The organism is Streptomyces cadmiisoli (assembly GCF_003261055.1).
GTDB lineage: Bacteria > Actinomycetota > Actinomycetes > Streptomycetales > Streptomycetaceae > Streptomyces > Streptomyces cadmiisoli.
In genome coordinates, this window is sequence record NZ_CP030073.1 from 3,828,266 (window position 1) to 3,847,496 (window position 19,231).

16 protein-coding genes are annotated in these 19,231 nt (G+C 73.2%); 4 read left to right on the top strand and 12 right to left on the bottom strand.

The window, feature by feature from the left end; translation table 11 throughout:
* The 7 genes from DN051_RS16240 to DN051_RS16270 form a co-directional block, all read right to left on the bottom strand.
* Complete coding sequence (locus DN051_RS16240) at positions 1-1,935, bottom strand: ABC transporter permease (protein ID WP_112438969.1); 1,935 nt, start codon at positions 1,933-1,935, stop codon at positions 1-3.
* On the bottom strand, positions 1,935-3,008 hold the full coding sequence (locus DN051_RS16245) for a quaternary amine ABC transporter ATP-binding protein (RefSeq protein ID WP_053760062.1): 1,074 nt from the start codon (positions 3,006-3,008) through the stop codon (positions 1,935-1,937). The genes DN051_RS16240 and DN051_RS16245 overlap by 1 nt, the downstream gene beginning before the upstream one ends.
* Positions 3,008-4,537, bottom strand: a complete 1,530-nt coding sequence (locus DN051_RS16250; RefSeq protein WP_053760061.1) for a GMC family oxidoreductase — start codon at positions 4,535-4,537, stop codon at positions 3,008-3,010. Before DN051_RS16250 ends, DN051_RS16245 begins: the two co-directional genes overlap by 1 nt.
* Positions 4,538-4,585: 48 nt before the next feature.
* The gene (locus DN051_RS16255) at positions 4,586-6,130 is read right to left on the bottom strand and encodes an aldehyde dehydrogenase family protein (RefSeq protein WP_112438970.1); all 1,545 of its coding nucleotides are present in this window, start codon (positions 6,128-6,130) and stop codon (positions 4,586-4,588) included.
* A 153-nt stretch (positions 6,131-6,283) separates the two neighbouring features.
* Positions 6,284-7,198: a hypothetical protein gene (locus tag DN051_RS16260; RefSeq protein ID WP_246041037.1), complete on the bottom strand. Its 915-nt coding sequence runs from the start codon at positions 7,196-7,198 to the stop codon at positions 6,284-6,286.
* 10 nt (positions 7,199-7,208) lie between these two features.
* Positions 7,209-7,565, bottom strand: coding sequence for a hypothetical protein (locus DN051_RS16265; RefSeq protein WP_053760059.1), 357 nt, complete (start codon positions 7,563-7,565; stop codon positions 7,209-7,211).
* A complete protein-coding gene (locus tag DN051_RS16270; RefSeq protein WP_053760058.1) occupies positions 7,549-9,336 on the bottom strand; it encodes a hypothetical protein in 1,788 nt (595 codons plus the stop codon). The genes DN051_RS16265 and DN051_RS16270 overlap by 17 nt, the downstream gene beginning before the upstream one ends.
* A 217-nt stretch (positions 9,337-9,553) precedes the next feature.
* Here DN051_RS16270 and DN051_RS16275 point away from each other — a divergent pair, with 217 nt between their 5' ends.
* Positions 9,554-10,462, top strand: coding sequence for a bifunctional helix-turn-helix transcriptional regulator/GNAT family N-acetyltransferase (locus tag DN051_RS16275; protein WP_079001074.1), 909 nt, complete (start codon positions 9,554-9,556; stop codon positions 10,460-10,462).
* Positions 10,463-10,606: 144 nt separating this feature from the next.
* Here DN051_RS16275 and DN051_RS16280 read toward each other — a convergent pair whose 3' ends face one another.
* The 5 genes from DN051_RS16280 to DN051_RS16300 form a co-directional block, all read right to left on the bottom strand.
* A complete protein-coding gene (locus DN051_RS16280; RefSeq protein WP_112438971.1) occupies positions 10,607-10,933 on the bottom strand; it encodes a hypothetical protein in 327 nt (108 codons plus the stop codon).
* Between the two features lie 138 nt (positions 10,934-11,071).
* Entirely contained in the window at positions 11,072-12,061 is a 990-nt protein-coding gene (locus tag DN051_RS16285) for a malate dehydrogenase (RefSeq protein ID WP_053760055.1), read from the bottom strand.
* A 318-nt stretch (positions 12,062-12,379) separates the two neighbouring features.
* Positions 12,380-13,606 carry a helix-turn-helix domain-containing protein gene (locus tag DN051_RS16290; protein ID WP_112438972.1) on the bottom strand — a complete coding sequence of 409 codons (1,227 nt, stop codon included), beginning with the start codon at positions 13,604-13,606 and terminating at the stop codon, positions 12,380-12,382.
* A gap of 499 nt (positions 13,607-14,105) precedes the next feature.
* Positions 14,106-14,588 carry a DUF3017 domain-containing protein gene (locus tag DN051_RS16295; RefSeq protein ID WP_053760129.1) on the bottom strand — a complete coding sequence of 161 codons (483 nt, stop codon included), beginning with the start codon at positions 14,586-14,588 and terminating at the stop codon, positions 14,106-14,108.
* Between the two features lie 301 nt (positions 14,589-14,889).
* Positions 14,890-15,744: a bifunctional methylenetetrahydrofolate dehydrogenase/methenyltetrahydrofolate cyclohydrolase gene (locus DN051_RS16300; RefSeq protein ID WP_053760053.1), complete on the bottom strand. Its 855-nt coding sequence runs from the start codon at positions 15,742-15,744 to the stop codon at positions 14,890-14,892.
* Between the two features lie 264 nt (positions 15,745-16,008).
* Here DN051_RS16300 and DN051_RS16305 point away from each other — a divergent pair, with 264 nt between their 5' ends.
* The 3 genes from DN051_RS16305 (at position 16,009) to DN051_RS16315 (ending at position 19,074) form a co-directional block, all read left to right on the top strand.
* A complete protein-coding gene (locus tag DN051_RS16305) occupies positions 16,009-16,617 on the top strand; it encodes a hypothetical protein (RefSeq protein ID WP_053760052.1) in 609 nt (202 codons plus the stop codon).
* Between the two features lie 154 nt (positions 16,618-16,771).
* Positions 16,772-17,524: an FHA domain-containing protein gene (locus DN051_RS16310; RefSeq protein ID WP_053760051.1), complete on the top strand. Its 753-nt coding sequence runs from the start codon at positions 16,772-16,774 to the stop codon at positions 17,522-17,524.
* Positions 17,521-19,074: a serine/threonine protein kinase gene (locus tag DN051_RS16315; protein WP_112438973.1), complete on the top strand. Its 1,554-nt coding sequence runs from the start codon at positions 17,521-17,523 to the stop codon at positions 19,072-19,074. The genes DN051_RS16310 and DN051_RS16315 overlap by 4 nt, the downstream gene beginning before the upstream one ends.
* The last annotated feature ends 157 nt before the right edge of the window (positions 19,075-19,231 follow it).

The window sequence follows — 19,231 nt, forward strand, 5'->3', positions numbered from 1 at the left end:
TCAGGCTCCCTTCTTCGCACGGCGATCGGTCGGCTGCGTCACCCGGTCCAGCATCAGGCCCAGGCAGACGATCGCCGCTCCGGCCACCAGACCGGTCGCCAGGTCGCCCTGCGCGAGGCCGAAGACCACGTCGTAGCCGAGCGCGCCGCCGCCGACCAGGCCGCCGATGATCACGACGGCGAGGACCAGGACGACACCCTGGTTGACGGCGAGCAGCAGCGCCGGGCGGGCGAGCGGCAGCTGGACCTGGCGGAGCTGCTGCCCGCCGGTCGCGCCGAGCGAGCGGGACGACTCCATGGCCGCGGGGTCGACCTCGCGCAGTCCCTGCGCGGTGATGCGGACCACGGCCGGGAGCGCGTACACGACGGCCGCGGCGACGGCGGGGGCGCGGCCCACGCCGAACAGTGCGACGACCGGGATCAGGTACACGAACTGCGGCATCGTCTGGAAGACGTCGAGGACGGGGCGCAGCAGCCGTTCGAAGCGGTCGCTGCGGGCCGCGGCGACCGCGGTCGCGAAGCCCAGCACGAGGGTGACGGCGACGGCCGCCAGGACCTGGGAGAGCGTGTCGAGCGCCGGCTCCCACACCCCGAGGACACCGATCGCGGCCATGGCGAGGACCGCGGTGAGCGCGGTGCGCCAGGTGCCGATCAGCCAGGCGAGGGCGGCCACCACGAGCAGCACCGACCACCAGGGCAGCCACAGCAGTCCGTCACGCAGCGGGTCCAGCACCCACGTGGTGAACCGCCCGGCCCAGTCGGCGGTGCCGCCGACGACCGGCACCCCCGAGTACAGATGGGCGGTCATCCAGTCGACGGCGCGGTTGACGGGCTCGGCGATGTTCAGCGTCCAGGCTTCGGGCCAGTCGGTGCGGCCGAGCAGCCGCCCGGCGACCGCGACAGCCAGGGCGGCGCCCAGGGCGTACGTCCATCCCGCTCGGTGTCCTGCGGTGCCGCCGTCGCCGGCGGCCGCCGTCACCCGGTCCAGGACGACCGCGAGCAGCACGATCGGGATTCCGGCGGCGAGCGCCGCGCCGACGTCCACGGTGGCGAGCGCCTGGTACACACGGTCGCCGAGGCCGCCCGCGCCGATCACCGACGCGATGACGGCCATGGACAGCGCCATCATGATCGTCTGGTTGAGGCCCAGCAGGAGCTGCCCGCGGGCCAGCGGGATCCGGGCGGTCACCAGGCGCTGGCGGGCGGTGGCGCCGAGGGACTCGACGGCCTCCAGGACACCCTGGTCGGCGCCGCGCAGGCCGAGCGCGGTGAGGCGGGCCATGGGCGGGGCGGCGTAGACGACGGTGGCGAGGACGGCCGCCGGGACACCGATGCCGAAGACGAGCACCACGGGCAGCAGATAGGCGAACGCCGGCAGCACCTGCATGGTGTCCAGGACCGGCCGCAGGGCCCGGTCCATACGGTCGGACAGTCCCGCCGCCAGGCCCAGCAGGGCGCCGACGGCCACCGACGCGAGCACCGCGACCACCATCAGGGCCAGCGTCTGCATGGTCGGCACCCACATGCCGAGCAGGCCGCAGGCCAGGAACGCGGCCGCCGTGCCGAGCGCCTGCCGCACCCCGGCGAAGCGCCAGGCCAGAAACGCCGCGACGGCGGTGACACCGGCCCAGCCCGCCGCGAGGAGGGCGAGGTAGACGGCGCGTACGCACAGGACGACGGCGTTGCTGACGTGGCCGAAGAAGTAGAGGAACAGGGGGTGGCTGTCCCGGTTGTCGATGATCCAGTCGCTGACACCGGTCAGCGGCCCGGTCAGGTCGACGGTCAGGGCCTCGGGCCAGGCGCCGCCGGTCCAGCGGGCCTGGGCGAGGGGCACCAGGACGACGGCGGCGAGGGCCAGGAGGCCGAGTTTGGCCGCGGCGCGGTTTCTGAGCAGGGCGGGCAGCGCCCGCGGGGCGGTCGCGGTGATCGATGCCATCAGACCGCCTCCGTGCGGGTGCGCACCGCTCCCGCGGTACGTCCGTTCGGGGTCACGCCCGCCACGACGCCGAGCAGCCCCTCGGAGTCCACCGCGCCGACGCAGCGTCCGGCGTCCATCACGCGGACCGGGCCGCCGCTGCGCGCCACCGCCTCGATCGCCTCGGACACCGTGGCGCCCGGAGCGAGCGCCGGACCGGAGTCCGCCTCCCGCGCGGACGCGGGCCGCATCGCGGAACGCACCGTGATGACCTGCTCGCGGGGAACGTCGCGGACGAACTCGCGGACGTAGTCGTCGGCCGGTGAGCCGACGATGTCCTCGGGAGTGCCGAGCTGGACGATTCGGCCGTCCCGCATCAGGGCGATGCGGTCGCCGAGCTTGAGGGCCTCGCCGAGGTCGTGGGTGATGAAGACCATCGTGCGGCCCTCCTCGCGGTGCAGCCGGACGACCTCCTCCTGCATGTCCCGCCGGATCAGCGGGTCGAGAGCGCTGAACGGCTCGTCGAACAGCAGCACCTCGGGATCGACCGCCAGCGCCCGCGCCAGCCCCACCCGCTGCTGCTGGCCGCCGGACAGCTGGCCGGGCCTGCGCTGCTCCATGCCCTCCAGGCCGACCTTGGCGACGACCTCGGCGGCCCTGGCCCGCCGTTCGGCCCGGCCCACGCCCTGGATCTCCAGGCCGTAGGCCACGTTGTCGAGGACGGTGCGGTGCGGGAGCAGGCCGAAGTGCTGGAAGACCATCGCGGCGCGGTGCCTGCGCAGTTCGCGCAGCCGGGCCCTGTCCATCGCGCGGACGTCCTCGCCGTCGATGGCGATGGTGCCGGCCGTCGGCTCGATGAGCCGGGTCAGACAGCGGACCAGCGTGGACTTGCCGGAGCCGGACAGGCCCATGACGACGAACACCTCGCCCTTGCGCACCTCGAAGCCGACGTCGCGGACGGCGGCGGTGCAGCCGGTACGGGCCCGCAGCTCGGCGGGGTCGAGGGCGGTGAGGCCGGGGTCCGCGGGGACCCGTTCGGGCTTGGGGCCGAACACCTTCCACAGCCCGTCGACGGAGAAGACCGGGGTACTCATCACGCACCGCCCCCGATCAGCTCCACGGCCCGTTCCCCGACCATCAGCACCCCGATCATCGGGTTGACGGCGGGCATGGTCGGGAACACCGACGCGTCGGCGATCCGGATGCCGTCCAGGCCGCGGATCCTCAACTGCGGGTCCACCACCGCGTCCGGGTCGTCGGCGGCGCCCATCCGGCAGGTGCCGGCGGGGTGGTAGACGGTGTGCGCGACCTTGCGGGCGTACTCGCCGAGCTCCTCGTCCCCGGTGACGTCGGGGCCGGGGCAGACCTCGCGCTTGAGCCAGTGGGCGAGCGGCTCGGCCGCGGCGATCTCGCGGGCGAGCCGGATGCCGTCGACGAGGGTGCGGCCGTCGTGGTCGTCCTCGTCGGTGAAGTAGCGGAAGTCGAGGGCCGGTTTCACGGACGGGTCGGCGCTGGTCAGGTACAGCCGGCCGCGGCTCCTCGGCTTGGGGATGTTGGGGGTCATCGAGACGCCGAACGGGGGGCGTTCGTAGCCCAGGCGCTCCGGGTTGTCCGTGAACGGGATCTGGTAGAAGTGGAACATCAGGTCCGGGCCCGCGTGTTCGGGGTCGCGGCGCACGAACAGACCGGCGTCGGAGTCCATCGCGGAGTTCTCCGGGATGGGTCCGTGGGTCTCCCAGACGATCACCGATTCGGGGTGGTCGAGCAGGTTCTCGCCGACACCGGGCAGGTCGTGCGCCACCGGTATGCCGAGCGCCTCCAGGTCCGTCTTCGGGCCGATGCCCGAGTGCAGCAGCAGCCGCGGGGAGTCGACCGCGCCCGCGCACAGCACCACCTCGTTGCGGGCCCGTACGAGGAGTTCCTCGCCGTCCTTCGTGCGGACGTGGACGCCTTCGGCGCGGGTGCCGTTCAGCTCCAGCCGGTACGCCCAGGTCTCCAGGAGGATCGTCAGGTTGGGCCGCTCGTCCATCACCGGGTGCAGATACGCCACCGACGCCGAGGACCGCTTGTTGTTCTCGGGGTGGTAGGCGAGGTCGAAGAAGCCGACGCCCTCGGTGAACGGCTTCTTGTTGAAGCCCTCGACGCGGGGCACGCCGAGCGCCGAGCGGGCGGCGTCGACGAAGTCGCGGGCGATGGCGTTCCGGTCCTTCTCGTCGACCGGGACGATGTTGTTCAGCAGACGGGCGAAGTACGCCTCCATCCGGACGGCGCCCCACCCCTCGGCGCCGGCCTCCTCCCACTCGTCCCAGTCGGAGGGCAGCGGCTTGAACGCGATGAGCGTGTTGTGCGAGGAGCAGCCACCGAGGACGCGGGCGCGGCTGTGCCGGATGTGGGAGTTGCCGCGCGGCTGCTCGGTGGTCGGGTAGTCGTAGTCCAGTTCGCCGCCGAGCAGACCCATCCAGCGGCGCAGGGTCAGGACGTCGTCGCGGCCGACATCGCTCGGGCCTCCCTCGATCACGGCGACGGTGACGTCGGGGTTCTCGGTGAGGCGGGAGGCGATGACGGAGCCGGCGGTGCCGCCGCCGATGACGACGTAGTCGTAGACGCGGGTGGTGTCGGACATGGGGTGGTACTCCAGGGTGAGGGGGGTGGCCGGGAGGGGACGTCGGGCTCAGCCGGAGAACCAGCGCACCGGCCGGGGCGCGAGGTTCTGGTAGACGTGCTTGGCCTCGCGGTACTCGGCGAGTCCGGCCGGGCCGAGCTCGCGGCCGACGCCGCTCTTGCCGAAGCCGCCCCACTCCGCCTGCGGGAGGTAGGGGTGGAAGTCGTTGATCCAGACGGTGCCGTGCCGCAGCAGGCCCGCGACCCGGCGGGCCCGCCCGGCGTTGGCGGTCCAGACGGCGCCGGCCAGGCCGTACTCGGTGTCGTTGGCGAGTGCGACGGCCTCGTCCTCGGTGCGGAAGGTCTCGACGGTCAGGACCGGACCGAAGACCTCCTCGCGGACGACCTTCATGTCGCGGTGGCACTCGTCGAGGACGGTCGGCTCGTAGAAGTAGCCGGTGGCGGGCCTGCCCTCACCGGGTTCCGGCCGCTTGCCGCCGCAGCGCAGCACCGCGCCCTCGGCCAGCGCGGAGGCGACGTACGCCTCGGTCCTGGCGCGCTGCTGCTCGGAGACGAGGGGGCCGCACTCGACGCCGGGCTCGGTGCCCCGGCCGAGGCGGATCCTGGCGGCCCGGCGGGCGAGTTCGCTGACGAACCGTTCCCGCACGCTCTCCTCGATGATCAGCCGGCCGCCCGCCGAGCAGACCTGGCCGCTGTGCATGAAGGCCGCGTTGAGGGCCTGGTCGACGGCGGTGTCGAAGGCCTCGTCGGTGGCGCAGGCGTCGGCGAAGACGACGTTGGGGTTCTTGCCGCCGAGTTCGAGGGCGACCTTCTTGACGCCCGGCGCGGCGGCGGCGGCCACCTTGGTGCCGCTGACCAGGCCGCCCGTGAAGGAGACCAGGTCCACGTCGGGGTGCTCGGTGAGCCGGGCGCCGACGGTGTGGCCGGGTCCGGTGACGATGTTGGCGGCCCCCGCGGGCAGTCCGGCCTCCGCCAGCAGCTCGATCAGCGCGACGGTCGTCATCGGGGTGATCTCGCTCGGCTTGATCACAAAGGTGTTGCCGGCCGCGAGGGCGGGGGCGATCTTCCAGCTGGCCTGGAGGAGGGGGTAGTTCCACGGCGTGATCAGCGCGCAGACACCGACCGGCTCGTGGACGACGACGCTGTGGATGTCGGGCGAGCCCGCGTCGACGACCCGGCCGGGGGCCTCGGCGGCGACCAGGTCGGCGAAGTAGCGGAAGGCGTCGGCCACGCAGTCGATGTCGACACGGCCCTCCTCGACGGTCTTGCCGGCGTCCCGGCTCTCCAGCAGGCCGAGCCGTTCCCGGTCGCGCGCCAGCAGGCCGGCGACGCGGCGCAGCAGGGCGGCGCGCTCGGCGACGGGGGTGCGCGGCCAGTCGCCCCGGCCGCCGTCGAAGGCGCGCCGGGCGGCCGCCACCGCGAGGTCCGTGTCCTTCTCGTCACCCTCGGCGACGACGGCGAACGGCCGGCCGTCCGCGGGGTCGAGGATCTCGCGTGTGGCGCCGGAAACGGCGTGCCGCCACTCCCCCTCGATGTGCAGGGTGCCGCGCGCCCGCGGCTCCTGATCCGTGTGGTGTTCCGTTCTGTCCGCCATGCCTGGTCTTGCCTTCCGCTCCTGTTCAGGACCGTGAGCGCCTGCCCTGGGGCCGCGCCGGCATGCGAAATCGGTGAGCGAAAGTGCGCTGTGTCACTGAAGATGCGGACAAATGGGTTGAAATGCCTGGTGGTGGGTGAGGGGTGCTCGCTGTCACATCGCCGTGTCGCAGGTCACCGTCGACGGGCAGAACCAGTCCAGGCCCGTGCCGGCCAGCTCGAACTCGTCGTCCCGGCCGTCGTCGTCCCGGCCGTAGGCGGCGATCGCGTACCGCGCGCCGTCCGCGGCCACGAACCGCACGTCGACCACATGCCACGTGCCCACGTCCGGCTCGCCCCGGATCGAGTCGGCCAGATACTCCAGCCTCGCCCCCGTGACGTCCCCGGCGAGGTCGTCCAGGGCGAGCCGGTCGAAGCCGGGCGCCTTCGCGGTCTGCGGCGACAGGAACAGGTCGAAGGACTCCTGCGGCGACGCCTCCGCCACCTCGAACACCTGGAGCCGCTGCTCGCCGGTCGGGCTGCGGAAGTTGACCACGTCCATGCCGTACTCGGACGCGACGGTCTGCCGCGTCCAGCCGATGGGCAGGGCGATCCGGAAGCCCTGCGGATCCACGAACGGCGCGTAACCGACGGGGAGTTCGGGGCCGGTGGGGCTCGGTGAAACGGACGGGGACGGCTCCGCCTCCGGTGTCGCGGAGAGGTAGGTGTCCGACGACACGGAGGGCGACACGCTCCCGCCCGCCTGAGGCTCGGCGGACCGTCCGGGCCCGTCGTCGGCGTCCCCCCTGTTCACCTGCACCAGTACGAGCGCCACCGTCACCCCGACCACCGCGGCGGCCGCCACCACCGCGGCCCACATCTGCCGCCGCTCCCGCCACCCCGGCGCGGCCGGCGGCGACGGCCGGACCGGATCGGGCCACGGGACCGGCGGTGCCGGGACACCGGCGCCGTCACCCTGTGGCAGGTACTCGGGCCGGGCGGGCGGGGGCGGCGTGACATGGGCCGTCCCCTCGGTGCCGTCCTCCCAGCGCTGGGTCCGCTCGTTCCAGTACCGCTCTCCCCCGCTCATCGCGCACCCCTCACATTCCGAGCAGCCCCGCCACGGCTCCGGCCGAGGCGAGCAGGCTCACCAGGGCCTCCGAGTCCGTGAGCAGTTGCCGCAGCCGCTGGAGCCTGCCCTGCCCGACCGCTCCGGTACGGGTGATCTCCTCCTCGGTGCCGGCCAGTTCCGTGTCGAGTTCGGCGGTCCGCCCGTCGGCCCGCACCCGGGTCAGGTCGGCGCGCAGTTCCCGCACCGCCGCCAGCAGTTCCTCGGCCGCCGGGTCGCGGCGGTCGCCCGTGCCGTGGTGGCTCTCGGCCCGCGCGTGGCTGCCGATGGCGAACGTGCTGTGCGAGACGTCGCCCAACCGGACGCTCGGCTCATCCCCTGTGGTCATCGTCGTCGGGTCCCCTCTGCGTGGTCGACGCGGCGCGTGCGTTGGCGCCCACCGCGAAGGTGCTGTCCTTGACGGAGTCGATGTGCACACCGCCGTTGCTGATGTTCACGACCTTCTGGACGAACTCGCCGGTCCGGTAGCCGTGCGCGGCCAGGGCCGTCCGCACCCCGTGCGCGATACGGTCCTGCACGCTCCTGAGGTACCGGTCGACGTCCATCTGCTGGAACAGCGACCCGGAGGGCGCCGCGCCCAGTTCGCGCACCGAGAGCGCGGGGCCCTCGGGCAGCGCGTTGCCGTACCCGCCGGTGAGCGACTGCCAGCCGTGCGCGGCGCCTTGGCACAGCGTCACCACGGAGCGGATCGCCGAGCCGGGCACCTGGCCGACGGCCCAGGTCGCCTGGCCGAGGGCGCTGTTGCTGCGGAAGCGGTGGGCCGTGCGGTCGGCGTCCTTGAAGTCGGCGCGGATCGGCTGGAGCACATGCGGGGCGATCTCCAGCATCAGCATCCGGCCCTGGGTGTGGACGCGGACGAAGACCGTGACGACCAGTTCCTCCTCCCAGCCGCCGACCCGGACCCGCAGGAAGTGGCGGCGCTTCTCGGCGCCCTCCTCCACCGCGCGGGCCCGGTGCGCCTCGAACGCGGACTGGTCGTAGGGCGCTTCCTCGCGGCGGGCGAGACCCTCCGCGGGCAGGAACACGCACTCGTCGATCTCCAGCCAGCGCAGCCGGTCCCGCACCGCCTCGCCCGCGTACTCCGCGGGCAGCCGCAGCCCTTCGAGCAGCGGACGGATGGTGTCCAGCACCGTGCGGTTGCTGAGCGGCCGGGCCTTCTTCGACTCGTCGGACCGCAGTTCGACGGCGAGCACCCAGGTGTCGTAGGCGGCGCCCGCGCCGCAGAACGGGTGTGCCTCCTGGTACATGATCAGCGGCTTGTGCTGTTCCAGCCGGATGCGTTCCTTCAGACGCTGGAACCGCCGGCTCTCCGCGCTCTCCGCGGGGTCGGAGGCGGCGTCGGCGAAGCGTGCCGGGGCCAGCTCACCGTCCAGCGCGCGGGCGAACTGGCTGCGCTGGGCGCCGGTGCACAGGGCGACGGCCACGAACAGCACCAGCGCGAGCCACGCCTGGAGCGGATGGACGGTGCCGTCACCGCCGGCCAGCTGGGACAGGCCCGGCAGCAGCTCCTTGAGGAAGGCCCCGAAGCCCGAGGAGTCCTCGGGCGGACCGTACGGGCCGTACGTGGGGTCGTAGGTGCCGGACGAGGAGGAGTCGTCGTCGGTGCCGGTGAACGCGAGGACCACGGTGGCCACCAGGAACACGGCGAAGACGACACGGCCCAGCCAGCGCATGACGAACGCGGACAGCCGGCGCGCGACGGGCGGGTTGTCGTCGCCGCCGCGCACGCCGGCGGCCAGGGCCAGCATCAGGCCGGGCAGCAGATAGCCCGCGAGCAGCATGTCGGTCGCCAGCAGGCCCACCACCCACAGCCCGACGATCGCCCCGGCCCAGGCCAGCTCGAGACGCCGGGCGCGCAGGGCGTGGGCGAGGACCCGTGCCGCGTCGAGACCGAGCGAGGGCGCGACGATCCGCTGCTCGTTGAGGTGCAGTTCCTCGATGACCCGGTCGCGGTAGGCGGAGTCCAGGTAGGAGCCCGCGCACAGCAGGCGGGTCGCCTCGCTGGCGTGCGGCGGGGTGGGAGGCGGCGCCGGGGTGGCCGGTGGCACGGCCGGTTCGGGCGTCGGCGGTGATTGCGATGGCACATTGGCGGTAGTCACACGATCCCCCGATACATGAAATGTCGTGTGTCCCAAGTCACTTGAGTGACCCTCAGGATAGAGGGCGCAAGAGGGTCGGGCGAGAGAAAAGTCACGGATCGGAAGGGATTGATCGCGCCATGTGAACACATGTGCCCCTCACCGGGCCGATTTCCCCGACCTCCCGGCCGCCCGGCCACTGGACCCCGCCCTTTCCTTTGACTAAAGTCAAAGAAATATGGAACCAGTGTCGACGGAGCAGGTGGCGGCCTTCCGCCGCTTCAACCGCTGCTTCACGCGCCGCATCGGGGTCCTCGACGACCACTACCTCGGGCAGGACCGCCCGCTCGGGGAAGCCAGACTGCTGTTCGAGATCTGCCGGTCCGGTCCCGCGGTGTCCCTGCGCGAACTGCGCGGCCGGCTGGGGCTCGACGCCGGTTACCTGAGCCGGATGGCGAAGACGCTCCAGGCGCAGGGCCTGATCCGGTTCGGCACCGATCCCCGGGACAGCCGGCTGCGGACGGTCGAGCCGACCCCGGCCGGCCGGGCGGAGGTCACGGAGCAGCAGAAGCGGGCCGACGCCCTGGCGGCAGGGCTGCTCGGCGGGCTGAGCGGCAGCCAGCGCGCGCGGTTGACCGAGGCGATGGACACCGCCCGGCGCCTGCTGCGCCTGGCCGGCATCACCGTGCGCCTGGTCGACGGGGCCTCGGCGGACGCGCGCGCCTGCCTGGACGCCTACGCCGCCGACCTCGCGGAGCGGTTCCCGGAGGGTTTCGACCCGTCCGACCTGGTACGGCCCGAGGAGGTGTCCGGGGACGCGGGCGCGTTCCACGTGGCGTACGAGGAGGGGCGCCCGGTCGGCTGCGGCGGACTGCGGCGCCTGGAGCCGGGCATGGGCGAGATCAAGCACGTGTGGGTGCACCCGGACGCCCGGCGGCTGGGCCTGGCCCGCCGGATCCTCGGGGAACTGGAGCGCGAGGCCGCCGGACGGGGCATGACCGCGGTACGGCTCGACACGCACGCGGTGCTCACCGAGGCCCGGGCGATGTACCGGGCGTGCGGCTACACGGAGATCCCGGCATACCTCGAACACGTCTACGCCAGCCACTGGTTCGAGAAGCGACTCACCGGCACGGCGCCCGACTGACCGGCACCGCTCCCGGCCCACCCGCGCCGCGGCACTCCGCGCGACCCGCTCCACGCCACGTGGTCCGCGCGACCCGCTCCACGCCACGTGGTCCGCGCGATCCGCTCCACGCCACGTGGTCCGCGCGACCCGGTCCGCTCCTCGCTACGCGGCCCCCTGCGCCGCGGACTTCGCCAGTTGCACGGCTTCGAGCAGGCCGAGCCCCGGGGCCGCCTCGCGCAGGTGCTTGATCGCCTTGACCGAGTCGACCGGCCCCTCGTACCCGACGGCGGCCAGCCGCTCGCGCACCCAGCGGGCGCGCAGGTCCGCGTCCGAGGCCCGGGCGGCGCGCTCGGCGATCCCGACGGCCCGTTCCAGGCCCGGGCGTTCCTCGGGTCCCGCCTCGGCCAGTGCCTGCCGCAGGTCCGCGACGGCGGCGTCGGCGTCGCGCACGAAGAGGATGGTGCGTGGGTGCTTGTCTCGTCCGGCCATACGGCCATCCTCGGGGCCGCACCGTCCGGCCCTCCACCCACTTGAGGTGTTCCAGAGCCTCGGCGCGTGCCGCGGGCCCGTGGACACGACGATCCCCGGGCCGCGGCGGCCCGGGGATCGTCGTGTCGTGAAGCGGGGTCAGATGAGGCCGAGGCTGCGGACCGCCTCGCGCTCCTCCTCCAGCTCCTTGACGGAGGCGTCGATACGGGCGCGGGAGAACTCGTTGATCTCCAGGCCCTGGACGATCTCGTACCTGCCGTCCTTGGTGGTGACCGGGAAGGAGGAGATCAGGCCCTCCGGGACGCCGTAGGAGCCGTCCGACGGGATGCCCATGGAGGCCCAGTCGCCCTCGGCGGTGCCGTTGACCCAGGTGTGGATGTGGTCGACGGCGGCGTTCGCGGCCGAGGCGGCCGAGGAGGCGCCGCGGGCCTCGATGATGGCCGCGCCGCGCTTGGCGACGGTCGGGATGAAGTCCTCGGCGAGCCACTTCTCGTCGCCGACGACCTCGGCGGCGTTCTTGCCGGCGACCGTGGCGTGGAAGATGTCCGGGTACTGGGTGGCCGAGTGGTTGCCCCAGATGGTGAGGCGCTTGATCTCGGAGACCGGGGTGCCCGTCTTCTTCGACAGCTGGGTCAGCGCGCGGTTGTGGTCCAGGCGCGTCATCGCGGTGAAGCGCTCCGCCGGTACGTCCGGCGCGGCGGCCTGCGCGATCAGCGCGTTGGTGTTGGCCGGGTTGCCGACGACCAGGACCTTGATGTCGTCCGCGGCGTGCGCGTTGATGGCCTGGCCCTGCGGCTTGAAGATGCCGCCGTTGGCCTCCAGGAGGTCACCGCGCTCCATGCCCTTGGTGCGCGGGCGGGCGCCCACGAGGAGGGCGACGTTGGCGCCGTCGAAGGCGACGTTCGGGTCGTCCGAGATGTCGATGCCCTGGAGCAGCGGGAACGCGCAGTCGTCCAGCTCCATCGCGGTGCCCTCGGCGGCCTTCAGCGCCGGGGTGATCTCCAGGAGGCGGAGCTTGACCGGCACGTCCGCGCCGAGCAGCTGGCCGGAGGCGATGCGGAAGAGCAGGGCGTAACCGATCTGGCCGGCCGCGCCGGTGACGGTGACGTTCACGGGAGTGCGGGTCATGGCGTTCTCCGTATGACAGCTGGCGGTGGGGCGTCCCTGCCCCGGCTTTTTTGATCGATCTCTCGGCATCAAGAGATCCAGCGGCCAGGCTATCGCGCATCGAGGATCCCGGACGTCCGGGTCGGTGTGGCCCAGCCCACAAGACCACAAAAGGCGGCGGCCGCCCGTCCGGGAGAGGAGGAACGGAACGGCCGCCGGGTGGGGGTACCGTTGCCGGACTCCCGTGGGGGTACGGTTCGCGTGCCCGCGAACACGGCGGCCATTCCTGTCAGCGCCCGGTCTTTTTCCGGCGGGCCGGAACCGGCCCGCCGACCTGCGTCAGTCCGTGCAGCCCTCCTGCCCCGACGCCAGCGTGGCGCACGCCGTCGCCTCGCCCGCGTCCCGCACCGCCACCATCGGCGTGTACGCGATGGTGTCACCGGCGAGCGTGATGGAGCCGTCCTCCTTGGCCTTGCCGGCGGTCACCTCGACCTCGTCGCCCTGGACCGCCTGTGTGATGCGCCCCCACGCCGCGCCGCAGGTCTCGCTGTAGCGGACCTCGACGACGGTGGCGCCGACGGTCGCCGTCTTGGCGGTGGTCACCAGGTCCCCGCTGCACCCCATGCTCTCCGCGTCCTTGCCGGTGCAGCTCTCACCGCTGCACTTCACGCCCGGCGGCAGATCGGCTTCGGTGGTGACGGACGGCGACGGGGAGGGAGCCGCGGTGCCGCCGTCGCCGTCCCCGCCCTTCGTCAGGTAGAACGCCCCGGCGACCACGACGACCACACCGACGACTCCGGCGAGGAACATCGTCGCCCGGCGCTTGCCCGACGAGCCGCGGGCGGCCCGGCGGCCACCGGAGCCCGGAGCGCCGGGGCCGGCCGGCGAGGCCGACGGTGCGCCGGCGGTACCCGGCGCGGCACCGGCACCCGCGCCGCCGCCCGCCCCGTAGCCGGTACCGGCCCCCGGTCCGGGCCGGGCGCCCGGTCCGCGGACACCGGACTGCGACGGCCCGGCGTATCCGGCCACGCCCCACGAGTTGCCGCCCGAGGAGGACGCCGGACCGCTGGTCCGCGCGCCGCTCTCCCGCGCGTCCGCGTCGGGTGCGGTGGGCTGTGCCGGCACCGACGGAACCACGCCCGCCGGTCCCGCGATCCCCGGTGTCGCCGTCGCGCTGCCGCCACGGCGGGCCCCCCGGCCGCCCTTGGCGTTGGCCGGCGGCGCACCGAACTCTCCCAGTGCCGCGCGGGCCTGGGAGATCCGTATCGCCTCCATGGTCATGTCGTGGCGCATCTCCGAACGGCTCCAGGCGCGTTCGGCGAGCTCCCACATCGTCGTGACATGGATGGGATTGGTGCCGGTGACCTCGGCCAGGGCGACGATGGCACCCTTGGGCGCGAGGAGCCGGCCGTTGAGGTAACGCTCCCAGGACGTCTTGCTGTAGCCCGTGCGGTCGGCCACCGCCGCGACGCTCAGGCCACTGCGGTCCACGAGGCGCCGCAGCTGGCTCACGAACTCTCTGATCTGCGGATCGATCTCGTCCGGCAAGGCTTTCCAACGAGGCATTGCTTCCCCCCTCTTCCCCCCGGTTCGTGCTGGTTGTTCCCCCGCGCGTACTGCCCCCTGCCGAGTCCTCGTTCTGGCTACCCACAGGGATGCGCCGGATCAGGATCTCAGTTCCCGGGGCGAGGGCGCACGGGGGCATTGGCGGCGCGGACATGCACCGTTGCACGCCCGCTGGTCCGCGGTCCAGCTCGGGACGTCCCGGACCGTCCCGATTGGGGAGATTAGCCCCGCTGTGCAGTGCCTTGGCCCGGCATCCCGGAACTGTCAATACATCGACACAACCGGCACACACCGGTGACCTCGTACGCCCCTGCGGTGCCACTCCCGCCCACACGCAACCGCGCCGGGCCTGTGTCAGGGCGCGGACACGGTGGCGGAACGGTCACCTCCGAGCCACAGCGTACGGACAGCTGTTGAACGGGCCGTTCGCCGTGCGGGAGTTTGGGTGCGGCGGCGGCCCGTCCTTGCTCGGGGGAGGGGACGGGTCGCCGCTGGTTCCTCAGCTGCTGCTGACCGTGAAGTGCAGGGTGTCCTTCAGGAACGGGATCTCCAGCCAGGGCTTCGGCTGCACCATCAGGGCGAGCAGGACGATGACCAGGCCCAGGCCGCCGTAGGTGACGATGTCGGTGAAGCGGGAGCGCACCGCGAGCATGCCGACGCCGGGCAGCAGCCAGCGCAGCGCCGCCGCGCAGAGCAGGGCGACACCGATCAGCAGCGTGCCGATCCGGAACAGGTCCAGCGCCGTCACCAGCAGGCCGAGCCCCACCAGGGCCAGTACGGCGAGCATCGGCCACTGCCGCGCCGGCGCGGGCGCGGCACCGGACGCGGCGCGCCCGCCGCCCTCGGGCCGCGCGGTGTCCTTGGTGAACAGCGGGAACCGCCGGGTGACCCGCCGCGGTGTGCCTTCGGCGTCGGGCGCGCTGATCGGGTCCCGGACGACGAGTCCACCGTCCTCGCGGGCGGCGTCCTCGTTGCCGCCTATCTCCTCCCCGCCGTCACCCCGCGCGGGCCGACCCCCCGCGGAGCCGTTCGGCGAGACGCCGTTGCTCAGCGCACCGCCCGCCGAGGAGCCGTTCGGCGAGACGCCGTTGCTGTACGCGCCGTCCTTCGCGGAGCCGTTCGGCGAGACACCGTTGCTCAACGCACCCTCCCCCGAGGAGCCGTTCGGCGAGACACCGTTGCGCCGGGCGGCGCCGGTGTCGCCCGGCGCGCCGGTGTCGGCGCCGGGATCCCGTGGTGCCGATCCGTCGCGTGCGGCGCCGGTCCGCCCGGCGTCCTTCCGGTCAGCCGACACTGCGCTCCGCCGCCTCGACCACGTTCACGAGCAGCTGCGCCCGGGTCATCGGACCGACACCGCCGGGGTTCGGGGAGATCCAGCCGGCGACCTCGGCGACGCCGGGGTGGACATCGCCGACGATCTTGCCCTCGGCGCTGCGGGACACGCCGACGTCGAGGACGGCCGCGCCGGGCTTGACGTCCTCGGGCCGGACGAGGTGGGCGGAACCGGCCGCGGCGACGATGATGTCCGCGCGGCGCAGATGGGCCGACAGATCACGGGTGCCGGTGTGGCACTGGGTCACCGTGGCGTTCTCGCTGCGCCGGGTCAGCAGCAGCGGCATCGGACGGCCGATGGTCACGCCGCGGCCGACGACGACCACCTCGGCGCCCTTGATCTCCACGCCGTGCCGGCGCAGCAGCGTGATCACGCCGTTGGGCGTGCAGGGCAGCGGGGCCGGCTCGTTGAGGACGAGGCGTCCGAGGTTCATCGGGTGCAGGCCGTCGGCGTCCTTGTCCGGGTCCATCAGCTCCAGGACGCGGTTCTCGTCGATGCCCCTGGGCAGCGGCAGCTGGACGATGTAACCGGTGCAGGCCGGGTCCTCGTTCAGCTCCCGGACGACCGCCTCGATCTCTTCCTGCGTCGCCGTGCCGGGCAGTTCCCGCTGGATGGAGGCGATACCGACCTCTGCGCAGTCCCGGTGCTTGCCGGCGACGTACTTCTGGCTGCCGGGGTCGTCCCCGACCAGGATCGTGCCGAGGCCGGGCGTGACGCCCTTCTCCTTCAGCGCCGCCACGCGGACGGTCAGATCGGACTTGATCGCGGCTGCGGTGGCCTTGCCATCGAGAATCTGGGCGGTCATGGCCCCATCCTCCCGGATGACCGGGTCATGGTTCCAATCCGGGTGGCCGGGACCCCGCCGCCCGTATCCGCCCATGATCGGTGATGTTGCACTTGCACAACACATCCGGAATGCGGCTGGACAAGCCGACGGTGGCTGAAGAACGATTATCGCAACAGTGTCGCGGACAGTACCGGGGGGACGAACCGCATCTGTAGGACCTTCCTCCGAATCCGGCCGCGCGTCGTCCCCGCACTCCAGAGGCAAAACGGAGGAAAGACCGCCATGAGTTTCGGCGACCCGAACAACCCCTACGGGCACGGGCAGCCGCCCCAGCAGCCCCCCGCCCCCGGATACGGGTACCCCCAGCAGACGCCGCCCGGCGCCCCCCAGCAGGGCTACGGCTACCCGTCGGCCCCGCCGCTCCAGCAGCCGTACGGCGGCGGCTACGCCCCGGGCGTGCCCGCCCAGATGCCGGGCGTCACCCGCGCCTCGCAGATCATGCTCGGTGTGATCGCGCTGGCCCACGCGGTGATCGCGGTGCTGTACGGGGTCGCGCTCAGCGAGTGGGACAAGACCATGGCCGACGCGGGCGTCACCGGTGACTCGGAGGCGGAGGCGATCGCCGACCTGGGCAAGGGCGTCGTGGTCTTCCTGCTCGGTCTGGCGGCCGTCTTCGCGCTGCTCGGCCTCGCCCTGCTGGTCCAGTACGCCAAGGGCGGCAACGGCGTGCGCGTCTGCTCGATCGTCTACGGCTCGTTCGCGATCGTCACGGGCATCGTCATGATCGCGGCGTACGGCATCGGGCTGATCATCATCGCGATCTCCATCCTCCTGATCGTCTTCTCCGCGAAGCGCGCCAGCGCAGAATGGTTCCGCCGCCCGCGCTACTGATCGGCGGCGCCCGCGGCGCCCGACGCGCTCACGCGACGGAACGGTTCGCGCCATTCACACCGAGGGCCGTGTCTCACCCGTGCAAGGGAGGGACGCGGCCCTGGTGCGTCGCCCTACTCTGATGCGGTAGCCGCCAGGCACGGGGAGAAGCACCTTGTACAGCATCATCGTGGTACCTCCGCCGAGCTCGCAGGACGAGCGGGACCGCACCGCCCAGATCCGCCTCGCCCCCGGCGAGCGGCTCACCTTCGGCCGCGGCGCGGGCAACGACGTCGTGATCGCCCACGACGGCGTCTCGCGCCGCGCGGGTGAGATCGCCGCGCAGGGCGCCTTCTGGATACTCAGCAACCTCAGCCGGGACCAGACGTACGTCGTCGAGAACCCGGAGGGCGCGGGTGAGCACATCAAGGTGGCGCCGGGGCGGCTGGACGCGCCCGTGCCGTTCGAGTTCTCCCGGATCGTGCTGCCCGCGGCGGGCGACCTGCTGCCGGTCGACGTCTGGGCACCCCGCCACGACCACCTGCGCCCCGAGGGCGGGCTGGACGGGGTGACCACCGCGCCCGCCTTCTCCCTGGACCGCAGCAAGCGCTACTACGCGGTGCTCGCCGCGCTGTGCGAGCCGCGGCTGCGCGGCGAACCGCACGCCCCGCTGCCCACCGTCGACCAGGTCGTCGAGCGGCTGCAACCGGGCTGGCCCGCCGCGTCCCGCACCTCGGTGCAGTGGAACATCGACTACCTGGCGGTCAAGCTGCGTCTGAAACCCGGCCCGGAGACCGCCGACAGCGGTCCGCGGCTCAACGGCAAGAAGGAGTCCCTGGTCTCCCTCGCCCTCCGCTTCGACCTGGTGCGGGAGGACGACCTCGCCGTCCTCGCCGCCGCCGTACCGGGCGGTGCGGGCAACCGGTGACCGAGCCGTACGCCGTACCGGTGCCCAAGGGGTACCGGGTGGGGTCCTGGGAGGTGCGGGCGCCGATCGCCACGGGTGCCTTCGGCAGCGTCTACGAGGCCCGGCGCACCGACCCCCGGGAGGACCTGCCGCGCACCGCCGCCCTGAAGTTCCTGCCGACCGGCACCAACACCCCCCGCCATCTGTCCCACCTGCGGGAACTGGTCGACCGCGAGGTGGAGTTGCACCGCCGCCTCAGACGCCCGCGGCTGATCCGGATGTACGAGACCCTCACCGTCGACGACCCCGGCCGCCCCGCGCTCGACGGCGCCACCGTCCTCGTACTGGAACGGGCGGAGGGCTCCTTGGCCGCCCTGCTGGCCGGTACGCCCCGGCCCGGGAACGGGCCGGCGCTGCTCGCGCAGATCTGTGAGGGCCTCCACCAGCTGCACGCGGCCGGCTGGGTGCACGGGGATCTGAAACCGGCCAATGTGCTGCTGATGCGGGACGGTTCGGCGCGGCTGGCCGACTTCAACATGGCCGCCGAGCTCGAGGGCACGCACGCGTACACGCCCGCCTTCTCCACCCCCGACTACACCCCGCCGGAACTGCTGTGGTCCGAGATCGGCGAGCGCGGCCGACGGATCCGCCCCTCCGCCGACGTCTGGGCCTTCGGGGTCCTCGCCCACCTCGTCCTGACCGGCTCCTTCCCGCTGCCCGGCGGCACCCCGACGGCCCGCCGCGACGCGGCCGCCGCCTACGCCCGCGGCACCGAGGAACTGCGCCTGTCCCCCGGCCTGCCGGACGCCTGGCGGGACATCGTGCGCGCGTGCCTGGCCCGTACGCACGCCGAACGCATCACCACCGCGGCACTGCTGCGCCGGGTGTCCGCGGCCACCGGCACCGGCCGGCGGTCGCTGCGTCTGCCGCCCGGCCCGCGCCGCGTCTCCCGCCGCGGCGCCGTCGTGGCCGCCGCGGCCGCCACCTGCGCGGCGGTGGGCCTCGGCTTCGGCATCAGCGCCTGGGCCGACCGCGGCCCGGACGGCAGCCGGGGCAGCCGGGCCCGGGAGACCACCGCCGCCACCTACGGCGCCGCCGAACTCCGTACCGACAAGGGCGTCCCCGCCGCCTACCGCCTGCTGATCGTCGAGACGGCGCACGACTGCGACCGGCCGGGTGTCACCCCGACGCTGATCGCGGCCATGCTGAAGGTGGAGAGCGGCTTCGACCCCGATCTGTCCGACCCCGCCAAGGACGAGTACGGCATCGCCCGCTGGACCCCGAGCGTGCTGCGCTGGTGGATGCATGACGACGGCACGCCCGCGGAGTCCGTCCCCGAGCCGCCCTTCCCTCCCGCCGAGTCGATCCCCGCGATGGGCCGGTATCTGTGCTGGATCGCGCCGCGCCTGGACGCCGACCTGCCCGGCGACCACCGGGTGCTGATCGCCGCCGCCTACCGGACGTCCTACCGGAAGGTGAACGACGCGGGCGGGGTTCCCCCGAAGTACCGCGACTACGCCGCCCGCGTCGCGCACCACCTCAAGGAGTACACGCCGCGGGACCGGACGTGACCCTGAGAGAACTGAGGTACCGGCCGCGCGGGCTCCTTGGGACGCTCGGACGTGCCGCCTCCCGCGGCCCGCACCCGCGTCCCCGCTGACCCTGATCCAGCGCGGACGCGCCGCGGCCTCCGGCCCCCTCGGGGGAGGGCCGGAGGCCGCGTGGGTG